This is a genomic window from Cryobacterium psychrophilum, from assembly GCF_004365915.1.
Lineage (GTDB): Bacteria > Actinomycetota > Actinomycetes > Actinomycetales > Microbacteriaceae > Cryobacterium > Cryobacterium psychrophilum.
Genome location: NZ_SODI01000001.1, coordinates 2,401,415 through 2,412,927 on the forward strand (window position 1 = coordinate 2,401,415; position 11,513 = coordinate 2,412,927).

9 protein-coding genes are annotated in these 11,513 nt (G+C 65.3%); 6 read left to right on the forward strand and 3 right to left on the reverse strand.

Features of this window, described 5'->3' with window-relative positions; genetic code table 11:
* Nucleotides 1-5: 5 nt before the first annotated feature.
* The 4 genes from EDD25_RS11305 to EDD25_RS11320 all read left to right on the forward strand — a co-directional run bounded on the left by EDD25_RS11305 (nt 6) and on the right by EDD25_RS11320 (nt 4,632).
* Complete coding sequence (locus tag EDD25_RS11305; protein ID WP_134173358.1) at nt 6-1,436, forward strand: tyrosine-protein kinase domain-containing protein; 1,431 nt, start codon at nt 6-8, stop codon at nt 1,434-1,436.
* Nucleotides 1,433-2,080, forward strand: a complete 648-nt coding sequence (locus EDD25_RS11310; RefSeq protein WP_134173359.1) for an arsenate reductase/protein-tyrosine-phosphatase family protein — start codon at nt 1,433-1,435, stop codon at nt 2,078-2,080. Before EDD25_RS11305 ends, EDD25_RS11310 begins: the two co-directional genes overlap by 4 nt.
* A 3-nt stretch (nt 2,081-2,083) precedes the next feature.
* Nucleotides 2,084-3,055, forward strand: coding sequence for a hypothetical protein (locus tag EDD25_RS11315; RefSeq protein WP_134173360.1), 972 nt, complete (start codon nt 2,084-2,086; stop codon nt 3,053-3,055).
* Nucleotides 3,056-3,318: 263 nt separating this feature from the next.
* Complete coding sequence (locus EDD25_RS11320) at nt 3,319-4,632, forward strand: UDP-glucose dehydrogenase family protein (RefSeq protein WP_134173361.1); 1,314 nt, start codon at nt 3,319-3,321, stop codon at nt 4,630-4,632.
* 68 nt (nt 4,633-4,700) lie between these two features.
* On the opposite strand, the gene EDD25_RS11325 is transcribed toward EDD25_RS11320, so the two are convergent.
* From EDD25_RS11325 to uxaC, 3 genes are all read right to left on the reverse strand, one after another.
* Nucleotides 4,701-5,597 (reverse strand): ROK family protein, encoded by an 897-nt coding sequence (locus EDD25_RS11325; RefSeq protein ID WP_134173362.1) that lies wholly within the window; start codon nt 5,595-5,597, stop codon nt 4,701-4,703.
* 329 nt (nt 5,598-5,926) lie between these two features.
* Nucleotides 5,927-7,159, reverse strand: coding sequence for a D-mannonate dehydratase ManD (manD, locus tag EDD25_RS11330; RefSeq protein WP_134173363.1), 1,233 nt, complete (start codon nt 7,157-7,159; stop codon nt 5,927-5,929).
* Entirely contained in the window at nt 7,156-8,640 is a 1,485-nt protein-coding gene (gene uxaC, locus EDD25_RS11335) for a glucuronate isomerase (RefSeq protein ID WP_134173364.1), read from the reverse strand. Before uxaC ends, manD begins: the two co-directional genes overlap by 4 nt.
* Nucleotides 8,641-8,873: 233 nt before the next feature.
* Between uxaC and EDD25_RS11340 the strand changes: the two genes are divergently transcribed.
* Both EDD25_RS11340 and EDD25_RS11345 read left to right on the forward strand, forming a co-directional pair.
* The gene (locus tag EDD25_RS11340; RefSeq protein WP_134173365.1) at nt 8,874-9,884 is read left to right on the forward strand and encodes a LacI family DNA-binding transcriptional regulator; all 1,011 of its coding nucleotides are present in this window, start codon (nt 8,874-8,876) and stop codon (nt 9,882-9,884) included.
* Nucleotides 9,874-11,424 carry a mannitol dehydrogenase family protein gene (locus EDD25_RS11345; protein ID WP_134173366.1) on the forward strand — a complete coding sequence of 517 codons (1,551 nt, stop codon included), beginning with the start codon at nt 9,874-9,876 and terminating at the stop codon, nt 11,422-11,424. Before EDD25_RS11340 ends, EDD25_RS11345 begins: the two co-directional genes overlap by 11 nt.
* Nucleotides 11,425-11,513 lie beyond the last annotated feature (89 nt).

Sequence of the window (11,513 nt, forward strand, 5' to 3'; positions counted from 1 at the left end):
GCAGAGTGGAACTTCGCGACTACATTCGCATCCTGCGCAAGAGTTGGGTCCTGATTGTGCTGCTGGCCCTCGTAGCCGTGGGCGCAGCATCCACCTATTCGATTCTGCAGACGCCGGAGTTCAGCGCTTCCTCGAAGGTTTTCGTGTCGACACAGTCGAGCGGAACAACCTCAGAGCTGGCCCAGGGCAACAGCTTCACGGTGCAGCGCGTGAAGACTTACTCCGACCTCGTGAGTACCCCCATCGTGCTGCTGCCGGTGATTGGCTCGCTCAATCTCGGAGTGACGTCAGATGAGCTCGCCAAAAAGGTGACGGCGTCGGCACCTCTCGACACCTCGATCATTGACATCACCGTGACCGACACCGACCCGGTGCGTGCCGCCGAGACGGCAAACGCCATCTCCGAGAGCCTCACCGCCGTGGTCGCAGAGATCGAGACGCCCGTCGGCGCTGACGCGGTGTCCCCGATCAAGCTCACCCGCGCACAGCAGGCCACGGTGCCGTCCATCCCGGTGAGTCCGAATGTTCCGCTCAACATTGCGCTCGGTTTCCTCGTGGGACTGGCGCTCGGCGTCGGCATCGCTGTCCTGCGCGAAACGCTGGATACCCGCATTCGCAACGAGCGCGATGTGGAACAGGTGACCGACGTTCCCATCATCGGCGGCATCGTGTTCGACCCCAAGGCGCAGGAGCGCCCGCTCATCGTGCACGTCGACCCGCGCAGCCCGCGTGCCGAGTCCTTCAGAACCCTGCGGACCAATCTGCAGTTCCTTGACGTGGAGCGGGCCGACCGCGCCTTCGTCGTCACCTCGTCGATTGAGACCGAGGGCAAGACCACGTCCGGTGCCAACCTCGCCATTGCCCTGGCCGACTCCGGCTCGCGTGTGCTGCTCGTCGACGCCGACCTGCGCCGACCCAAGCTCGCCGACTACATGGGTATCGAGGGAGTAGTGGGGCTCACCGATGTGCTCATCGGCAAGGCCGAGCTCAAGGACGTCATCCAGCCGTGGGGCCGCGCGCAGCTGTTCGTGCTCCCGGCCGGGCACATTCCGCCCAACCCCAGCGAGTTGCTGGGGTCTGCACGTATGACGCACATCATTGCCGAGTTCAACCGCGCGTTCGACGTGGTCATCTTTGACTCGCCGCCGCTGCTTCCTGTAACGGATGCCGCGGTGCTCGCCAAAAATGTGGGCGGCGCCATCGTCATCGTGGCTGCCGGCCGCACGCACAAGAACCAGCTGCAGGGTGCCCTTGCCGCACTCTCGAACGTGGGAGCGCCCGTTTCCGGAGTTGTGCTCACGATGCTCCCGACCAAGGGGCCGGATGCCTACGGCTACGGAAACTACGGCTACGGGTATGGCTACGGCTCTGACCTTGAGGCCAATTCCCCGGCCAATGGCAAGGGTGGCCCGCGTCAGTCGCGGGTGAAGGCGTGAGCTCAGGCGAGATTCTCGGGCGCAGGGCCGCGAGGGAGGCTCTGGCTCGCCAGGAGGCTGCCGCCGTCGCGCCGCTCAAGGTTCTGGTTGTCTGCACGGGCAACATCTGCCGGTCTCCCCTGGCGGAGCAGGTGCTGAGAGCCCGATTTGCGGCCGCTGGGGTGGAGGCCCACGTCGCCAGTGCGGGAACACGCGCGCTCGTGGCACATGACATGACTCCCGAAGCTGCCGCCCTGGCTGTGGAGTATGGCGGCGGTGGGGAACGTCACAGCGCGCAGTTGCTCACCGCCGAGTTGATCGCAGACGCTGACCTCGTGGTCACCGCCACCCGGGAGCACCGGAGCGCCGTGGTGTCGATGTACCCGAAGAGTACGCGGTATGCGTTTACTCTGAATCAGCTGGCTCGTTTGACGGCCGGCTCGACGGTCGAACCTTCTCCGACCCATCCAGAAACAATCATGTCCTACGTTGAGGCGATTGCGGCCTCCCGTGGGCTGGCGCCGCCTCCCGTGGATGCCGGCGATGACGACATCGAAGACCCCTATCGGCAGTCCGCAGCGGTTTACGCACGGGCTGCGGCGGCCATTGACGCAGCCGTGACCACCATCACCACGGGCATCACCGCCTTCATCGGAAAGCGGTAGACCATGTCCCGTCGTCCTGTTCGTCACGTTCCCAAAGACTCCTCGCGCCGTCGCGTCTGGGTGTATGCGGCCGTGAGCGCGTTCATTCTCTTCGACGTTGCACTGATCGCCTTTGCGCTCGGAACCACCAAGGCCGATGCCGACGTTGCGCCGGGCGTTGTTCCCACGCCCTCCTCATCGGTCACGTCCACGCCGAGCGCGTCGCCCGTGCCGGAGGCCGCAGCTGTTGCCGCAAGCACGATCGTGGCCGTGCCGGCCACCCGCCTGCTCTCGGCCGTTGACGGCACGACGGCCTGGCGGGCCACTACCGGTACCTGCCCGGCGGCCGTGGCGTCCCCCGAGGTCACCACGGACTCCGGTGCCACGTGGACCACGACGGATGCAACCGGTCCCACCGACGTGACGAGCGTGCAGGCCCTGTCGGCGCAGAGCGGCAGCGTCGTTGAAATCGTGGGCCTCGACATCGCCGATTGCGCCCCGGAGTTCGTGAAGACGTTCGTGGGTGGCGACAACTTTCGCGCGTACCCCGGGCAGCTCGATGACCAGTGGTATGTCGACCCGGCCAACCGTGCCGAGGTGCATGCGCCGTCCGGTGCCTCACCAGCGCCCTGCGACGCCGTGCTGGCACTCGCTCCGCGCGGCCCCGCTGCGGCTGCCGCGCTCTGCGACGGCGACCAACTGTTCGTGACGACCGATGGCGCCGCCACCTGGTCGCCGCCGGTGAGCCTGCCGGGCACGGTCAATCTGGCTTCGACCGAGACGGGCTACGTCGCGGCAGTGGCTGGCGCGGCAGGGTGTTCCGGCGTGCAGATTCAGGCGCTGTCGCCCGAACTTGCCGCCACCGTGAGTGGATGCCTGGCCGTGGCGGGCGACCTGGCTGGCAACGTCGCCCTGTCATCGGCCGGTGGCACCCTCTGGGTGTGGGCAGGAGACACTGTGGCCCGCAGCGCCGACGCCGGGGCCACCTGGCAGTAAGAACGCCCCCGTCCACTGGAGGTAGTTCCCGAGTCGGGCCAATCGTCTTCTCGCCATCGTTCGTCGGCAGCGCGCAACCGCGTAGCTCTCGTCGTTGGCTTCTTTCGACACGGTGGAGGGCGCTGAGAGTTCGTTAGCGTGAAGCAGTGCCCCGGGATCTGTTTCCGGGCCTTGCTTTTGTATGCCCGTCGCTCCCCGGCAGGGCACGGATGGCAGAAAGGGCGTACTTCGCGCCGATAGGGTCAATGTATGAGGATTCAAGCATGAAGATATCTGTCATCGGCTGCGGCTACCTTGGTGCGGTTCACGCTTCCGCCATGGCGGAGCTCGGTCACGAGGTGATCGGGATCGACGTTGACGCCGCCAAGATTGCGCACCTCTCCGAGGGCAGACCGCCATTCTTCGAACCGGGGCTGCCTGCGGTTCTCACCTCGGCCATGGCGTCCGGTCGGCTTCGTTTCAGCTCCGATATTGCCGACGCCGCTGGCGCTCGGGTGCATTTCATTGCCGTGGGCACGCCCCAGAAACCGGGCAGCTATGCCGCCGACCTCACCTACGTTGACTCTGCGATTGAGGCGCTCCTTCCGCACCTGAACGCCGGCGACCTCGTCGTGGGCAAGAGCACGGTGCCGGTGGGCACCGCGGCTCGCCTCGCGGGCGTCATGGAGGCCTCCGGTAGCGGGGCAAGTCTCGCCTGGAATCCCGAGTTCCTGCGGGAGGGGTTTGCGGTGCAGGACACCATCAGCCCCGACCGCCTCGTTTATGGCGTGCCGGACGGCGAGCCAGGCACGCACGCGACCGCCCTGTTGAGCGAGGTGTACGCCGCGGCACTCGTTGCGAACACGCCGCTCGTCGTCACTGACTATGCCACCGCCGAACTCGTGAAGGTGGCCGCGAACGCCTTCCTTGCCACCAAAATCAGCTTCATCAACGCCATGGCTGAAATCGCCGAGGTCACCGGTGCCGACGTCACCCAGCTGGCGGATGCCATCGGCTACGACGTGCGCATCGGCCGCCGCTTCCTGAACGCCGGCGTGGGCTTCGGTGGTGGTTGCCTGCCGAAGGATATTCGTGCATTCACCGCTCGCGCCGAAGAACTGGGCCGCGGCGAATCGGTGGCCTTCCTGAAAGAGGTCGACGGGATCAACCTCCGACGCCGCAAGCGCGTGATAGACCTCGCCGTCTCCGCCCTGGATGACTCGGCATACAACAAGAAGGTTGCGGTGCTCGGGCTGAGCTTCAAGCCGCACTCGGACGATGTGCGTGACTCGCCGGCACTTGATGTTGCGGTGCAGCTGCGCGGGTTGGGCGCCGACGTGACGGCGACGGATCCGCAGGCGATTGAAAATTCACGCGCGCGGCATCCGCAGCTGAACTACTCCACCGATATCGAGGAGACCCTGCGCGATGCCGATGCCGTCGTGCTCGTGACGGAATGGCCGGAATTCAAGGAGATTGATCCCGTGTGGGCGAAGTCCCTGGTGCGCACCGCCACGATCATCGACGGCCGCAACACCCTTAACGCGGAAGCCTGGCGTGCCGCCGGTTGGAACTACCAGGCACTCGGCCGCCCGTAGTCAGCAGCACCAGTGTCTTCGGGGCTGGCCCTGGCCCGCCCCGGGCGGCCTGGCCCGGATAGCTGGGGCTAGACGACCGATCTGGCACGCAACGCGGCCCCGAGCAGGGTGGAGTCGGGGCCGAGGATAGCGGGCAGCACCGTCGGTCGTCGATGAAAGCTCAAAAGGTCGTCGAGCCGGCGGCGGAGCGGAACGAAGAGTTCGTCCCCGGCTCGCGCGACTCCGCCGGCGATCACGATGGCCTCCGGTGCGATCACGGCCGCAACCTGGGAAATAGCGAGTGCGAGCGCTTCGAGCGCGTCATTCCACACGCCCTCGGCGGCCGTGTCGCCGTTGCGGGCCCGTTCGAGTACGTCTTCTGCCCCGGTCACCGCGTCGCCCGTGAGGTTGGCGTAGCGGCGAACGATCGCGCCGCCGGAGGCGACAGTGTCGAGGCAACCGTGAGAACCGCACAGGCACTTCTCGCCCTGGGCGTCAACAATGGAATGGCCGATTCCGCCCGCGAAACCGCCGCCATCGTGGGCCTTGCCGTCGATGAACAGGCTCGCGGTTATGCGGGTGCCGAAACGCACGACCACAACGTTCTTGTACGGGCGGGCCGCGCCGAGACGAAACTCTGCCTCACCGATCGCCCGCGCCGTGTTGGAGAACGTGCTTGGAAGGCGTAGCCGGTCTTCCGTGAGCCTCTTGTATGGAACGTTTGCCCAGCGCAGGCTCGCGGAGAGAATAGCGATGCCCGCGTGGTCATCGACGATGCCGGGGGCGATCAGGCCGGCGGCGGTCGGGGTGACCTTCGGAAAATCCCGTGCGAACTGCGTGGTGAGGTCTTCGATGTGCAGCATCAAGGACTCAGCGGGTGTGACGTCGCACACGGGAGTCGAGGTGTGACTGAAGCCGAGCATCTGTCCGCTGTTGTCGAAGAGCGCAGCCTTCGTGCTGCCATGGCGCGCGTCGAAAGCCAGCACGGCCGCCCCCTGACCAAGTGGAAGAGGATGTAACGATGTCGCGGTGTCAGCGGTGTGCAAAATGGATCCTTGGAGTCAGTGGGGCGCGCGCACGCGGTCGATAATGCACCGCTGGATCAGCCTACGACTCAAAATTTTGGATCGGTAGGTTGTGAACATCTGTGCGAACATTCTAGGGGTTGGTTCCCACCCATTTCGTCGTTCCGTCGAGCGTGCCGGTTATCGGGTCACAGGTTCGCGGGCATCGAGCCCGTGCAGCTCGCTGCGCCGAGGCATTCCCTCCCCATCGCCCGTAACCGGATGCCGGACGGCATAGACCTGAATGCCCGCTACCAGTCGTGCATCGTGCCGTCGCGCTGTAGCCGGTTCACCGGCAGATACGCCTGCGTGTACTCGAAGCCAGCGGCCAGCTCTTCGTTGTACCCCACGCCGAGTCCGGGGTTGTTGCCCGGGTGAAGCAGTCCGTTCTCAAAGATATAGCTCGTGTCGAACACCGAGAGTGTGTCCTCGGAGTGCTTCATGTATTCCTGAATACCGAAGTTGTGAATGGCCAGGTCGAGGTGCAGGGCTGCGGCCTGTCCGACCGGCGAGATGTCGGTCGGTCCGTGGAATCCGGACTTGATCTGGTAAATGGCGGCGAAGTCCATGATCTTCTTCAGGGCGCTAATTCCCCCCGTGTGCGTCACGGCACTGCGCACGTAGTCGATGAGCTGCTCGGTGATGAGTGTCTGGTAGTCGAAGACGGTGTTGAAGATCTCGCCGATGGCGAGCGGCGTTGTGGTCTGGGCGCGCACCCGCCGCAGGGCTTCCTGGTTTTCGGCGGGCGTGCAGTCCTCCAGCCAGAAGAGGTCGTAGGGCTCGAGTGACTTGCCCAGAATTGCGGCTTCGTTGGGTGTGAGTCGGTGGTGCCCGTCATGCAGCAGCGGCAGGTCGTGACCGAACTCCTCGCGGACGGCCGCAAAGATCGTGGGGATATGCCGCAGATAGGCGCGGCTGTCCCATGCCTCCTCCGTGGGAATCGAGGTGCGCCTGGCCGGTTCGTAGTCGTAGCGTTCGCCCGGTTTCTGATTGGAGGCCACTCCGTAGACCTGTCCGAGGCCCGGCACTCCGGTCTGAACGCGGATCGCCTTGAATCCCTGGTCCAGGTGATTTTGGATGGAGGCGAACAGCGAAGGCAGGTCCGAGCCGGAGGCATGGCCGTAGGCAAGGGCACCGGTTCGGGAGGCGCCTCCGAGCAGCTGGTACACCGGTTGGCCGGTCACCTTGCCCTTGATATCCCACAGGGCCACGTCAACGGCGGCGATCGCGGCCATGGTGACGGGACCGCGGCGCCAGTACGCCCCGCGGTAGAGGTACTGCCAGGTGTCTTCGATGTTCTGCGGGTCCCGGCCGATCAACAGGGGAACGATATGTTCCCGCAGGTAGGCCACAACCGAGAGTTCGCGCCCGTTCAGCGTGGCATCGCCGAGGCCGGTCACGCCGTCCGAGGTGGTGATGCGGAGGGTGACGAAGTTTCGTCCGGGACTCGTGACGAAGACCTCGGCGCGTTCAATGACGCTCATCGCGCGGCTCTTTCCTGTTGGGGGGTCTGTGCTGGTGTGCTCGCGGTCTCGCCCGCATCCCGGCGTTTGTAGGCCAGGAGGGGAAGCGTATAGGCGAGGTCGATGGCGGTTTCGGTTGCCTCATCGAAGCTGAGGCGATGTTCGGCGACCAGCTTGGCGAGGTATCCGGCGTCGATGCGCCGGGAGAGATCGTGACGCGCCGGAATAGAGGTGAATGCCCGGGTGTCGTCGACAAAGCCGCTCGTGTTGTAGAAGCCGGCCGTTTCGGTGACGAGCTCGCGGAAACGCGCCATGCCGCCGGGGGAATCGAGGAACCACCATGGTGCCCCGAGGCGCACGGAGGGATACGCGCCGGCAAGCGGAGCGAGTTCGCGCGAGTACACGGTCTCGTCGATCGTGAAGAGAATGATCCGAAAACGAGGGTCGAGCCCGAAAGCGTTCAGCAGGGGGTGGATTCCCCGTGTGTAGTCGATCGCACGCGGAATATCGAAGCCGTGATCGGGCCCGAACGTCTGCGCGATCTCGTCCGAGTGGTCGCGCTGCACCCCCGGGTGCAGTTGCATGACGAGTCCGTCCTCAACCGACATGCGCGCGCTCTCGAAGAGCATGTTCGCGGCGAACGCTGCGCCCTTCGCGGCATCGACGGGGCATTGGAGGGCTTCGGCGAAGATTCGCTCGGCATCCGAAGCCGACAGCGGGGTCGTGTCGGCGCTCAGGTGACCGTGATCCGTCGCGAGCGCACCCGCTGCCACGAACGCGAAGCGCCGCTCCTGCACCGCGGCGAGAAAGCTCCGGTAGTCGGTAATGTCGGTGCCGTTGCGGGTGGCGAGCGAGCGAATCGATGCTCTCCAGCCTGCACGGTCGGGGTAGAAGATTCCGTCGGGTCGGAAGGTGGGAATGACGCGCGCGCCCCAACCGTCGGCGGCCAGCGCTGCGTGCTCGCTCAGGTCGGAATCGGGCGCATCCGTTGTGCTCAGGACCTCGATATTGAACCGGTTAAACAGCTCTCGGATACGAAATTCCGGCCTGGCGAGGGTGGCCGAGAGCTGGTCGTAGATCGCGTCGGCGCTCGCCGCGGAGGGCTCTTCGGTGATCCCGAAGACCTCCACGAGCTCGTGCTCCATCCAGTAGCGCGTGGGGGTGCCCCGAAACAGCTTCCAGTTTTCGGCGAACCGACGCCACACAGCGCGATGGTCCGTCTCGTACCCGGCCGCAGGATCGAGGGGGCGCACACCGAGGTCCTCGGTGCGCAGGCCCTGAGATACGAGCATGCGCACGAGGTAGTGGTCCGGAATGATCAGCAGCTCGGCGGGGTCACCGAAGGCGTCGTTGCGATCAATAGCGCCGACGTCGATGTGGCCGTGCATCGAGATGATCGGCAGCTCGGCACTGCTCGCGTAGATCTCCCTGGCGATTTCTCGCTGCAGGGGGTCGGTGGGGAGCGCCCGGTCGGGATGAAGTCTCCATGTCGGCTTCGCCATTCTCTGCCTCCTCCTCGAAACAAAACAAAAGTTGTTGCAGTTCACGAGCGGCACGGGGTCCGATCGGTTTGAACCAACTATATGCACGCATTGCGGCCCGGCGCGAGGGAATGGTTGCCGCTAGGCCGTCAAATCTTGCCCTCATCATATTGGCACTTGACGAAACACTGCAAAGCTTTGCAGACTTGTCTTGTGCTCGAACATCGTCAGATGCGAAGAGGGTGGTGCCCAACATGTCTGTGACAATTCGTGATGTCGCCCGTGTCGCCGGAGTCTCCATCTCCACGGTCTCCCGCGCCCTGGCCAACCCGGAGCAGGTCGCCGAGGCCACGCGCCACCAGGTGCAGGAAACGGCTCGAACCATGGGCTACCGGCCAAACCGCAACGCTCGCGCGCTCATCACCGGGCGTACCGGGAGCATTGGCCTCGTCGTGCCCGATTTGGAAAACCCGTTCTTCGGCTCAATTTGCAAGGGGGTGCAGGCCCGCGCCCGCGCCGCCGGCTACGCCGTGTTCATCGCCGACACCGACGAGGACGCCACGCTGGAGGACGAGGTCGTGCGAAGCCTGGGGAAACAGGTCGACGGCGTCATTCTCTGCTCGCCGCGCGGTTCCGACGAGAACGTGGCGAAAGCGGCTGAGGACGGTGCCCTCATTGTGATCAACCGCACGCTGGCCGACATTTCGTCAATCACGTTTGACAACAGTGGCGGAGCGCGATCGGTCATGCGCCATCTCGTAGCCCTGGGGCATCGCCGAATCGCCTACGCGGCCGGGCCGCTCAACTCCTGGTCCAACCGGGAACGGGCGCTGGCCCTCCGCGAATATACGGCCGAGACCGCTGGCATTGAGCTCGTCGAAATCGGAAATTTTCCGCCAGTGTTCGCCGGTGGGGTCCAGGCGGCAGACCTCGCGATCGCGAGCGGCGCGACGGCCATCGTTGCCTTCAACGACCTCGTTGCCGCAGGACTCGTGGATCGCCTGCGTCATCGCGGCCTGAGCGTTCCGGGCGATATCAGCGTGGCCGGCTTCGACAACGTGCCAATGTCCGCCCTGGTCTGGCCCAACCTCACCACGGTGGATTCTCCGCGCATCCAGATGGGGCGAGCCAGCGTTGATGCCCTGCTTGACACCGTGCTGGGCCGTTCCACGGCGCCCCCATCAAATCTTGAGATCCCCGTGGAGCTCGTCGTGCGGCAGTCAACCGGCGTGGTTCGTAGGGCCTGGAGAATCCATGACGAGTGAAACCGCATCCGAACGCCTGTCCCTTGCGACCCTGATCCGACTCGCCGGCACCAGTGCCTCGGTCACTCTGCCGGCTATCGACCCGGCGGGCTTATCGATCGGTATCGTGCACTTGGGTATCGGAGCCTTCCACCGCGCGCACCAGGCGGTCTTCACAGAGGATGCTGCCGCGGCTGCGGGGGAGACGAACTGGGGAATTCTCGGGGTCACGGGCCGATCAGAATCGGTCGTCGACCAATTGCGCCCACAGGATTGCCTGTACGGCGTGCTGCAGAAGGGCGCAGAGCACACGTCGTTGCGGGTCGTGGGATCGGTGCGCGAGGTCGCATGGCCGGGCCGCGACTCCCAACTGGTTGTCGAGACACTTGCCAGGCCGACGACGCACATCGCGACGCTCACCATCACCGAAAAGGGCTACCTCCGAGCCGCCGACGGCCGCATCGACCTTGATCTGCCAGCGGTGCAGCACGATCGTGACCTCGTCAACAGCGAGTTGCGCGGCGAGCCCCGCCTTCACGGTGACGAGGCCTTCCCTGCCTCCCACACGCCCATCGGCTTGCTCGTTCGCGGGCTGGCGCGCCGCTTCCGTGAGAACGCGAGGCCCTTCACCCTGCTCTCCTGCGACAACCTCGTCGACAACGGCTCGGTCACCGGCGCCGTCGTCGGATCGCTCGTGGCGGCGCTCGAACCCTCGACAACGCGCGACGAGTTCGAGGCGTGGCTCAAGGCATCCGTCACATTCCCCTCGAGCATGGTCGACCGCATCTCGCCGGCCACAACGGACGCCGACCGTGCGGAGGCGGCGCAGCTGCTGGGCCTGGGGGACGCCGCCCTGGTCGTGGCCGAACCGTTCATTCAGTGGGTGATCGAAGACAACTTTGGGGGTCCGAGGCCCGCCTGGGAGAAGGCTGGGGCTATTCTGACAACGGATGTGTCCCCCTACGAGCGTACGAAGCTGCGCATCTTGAATTCCACCCATTCGCTGCTCGCCTACCTCGGCGCGCTGAAGGGCTACGCCACAATCGCACAGGCGATTGCTGATCCAGTCCTGCGGGCCGCGGCACGGTGTGTCATTGACGAAGATATTCTTCCGACTTTGGAGACGCCGCCGGGCCTCGACCTGGCGGAATACAGCGATAGCGTGCTTGAACGTTTCACCAACCCGAACCTGCCGCACACCACCGTGCAGGTGGCAATGGACGGCTCGCAGAAACTCCCCACCCGCATCCTGGGTACCGTCGTGGATTGCCTGGCCGCTGCACACACGCCCGAGGGGCTCGCCCTGACCGTGGCGGCATGGATCACCTTCGTTGTTTCGACGCTGACCGTGCACGGAACCCGCCTCGATGACCCGCTCGCCGAGCTACTGCAGAAAACGGCGGCGCGTGCCGACGCGATCGCCGAGGACCCCGTCGGGCTCGTAGAACGTTTTCTGGCCCTGGAGCAGATCTTCCCCGCCGACGTGCGCGAGTCGGCCGCCTTCCGCGACGCGATCGTGCGGCAGCTCGGGAGGGTGCAGGAACTCATCGCGGCGAGCTGATCGCACGTGATCGTTGCAGGCGGGCAGGCGGGCAGGCGTGACGTGAAGGGCTCTCGTGGACTGGCTACGCGTTCCTGCCGCACCGCACG

Bases quoted from the DNA above. Each gene is read 5' to 3' on its own strand.
- manD (WP_134173363.1), bottom strand. From the start codon at position 7,159: ATGAGCGTCATTGAACGCGCCGAGGTCTTCGTCACGAGTCCCGGACGA.
- EDD25_RS11345 (WP_134173366.1), top strand. From the start codon at position 9,874: ATGACGAGTGAAACCGCATCCGAACGCCTGTCCCTTGCGACCCTGATC.
- EDD25_RS11340 (WP_134173365.1), top strand. From the start codon at position 8,874: ATGTCTGTGACAATTCGTGATGTCGCCCGTGTCGCCGGAGTCTCCATC.
- uxaC (WP_134173364.1), bottom strand. From the start codon at position 8,640: ATGGCGAAGCCGACATGGAGACTTCATCCCGACCGGGCGCTCCCCACC.
- EDD25_RS11320 (WP_134173361.1), top strand. From the start codon at position 3,319: ATGAAGATATCTGTCATCGGCTGCGGCTACCTTGGTGCGGTTCACGCT.
- EDD25_RS11315 (WP_134173360.1), top strand. From the start codon at position 2,084: ATGTCCCGTCGTCCTGTTCGTCACGTTCCCAAAGACTCCTCGCGCCGT.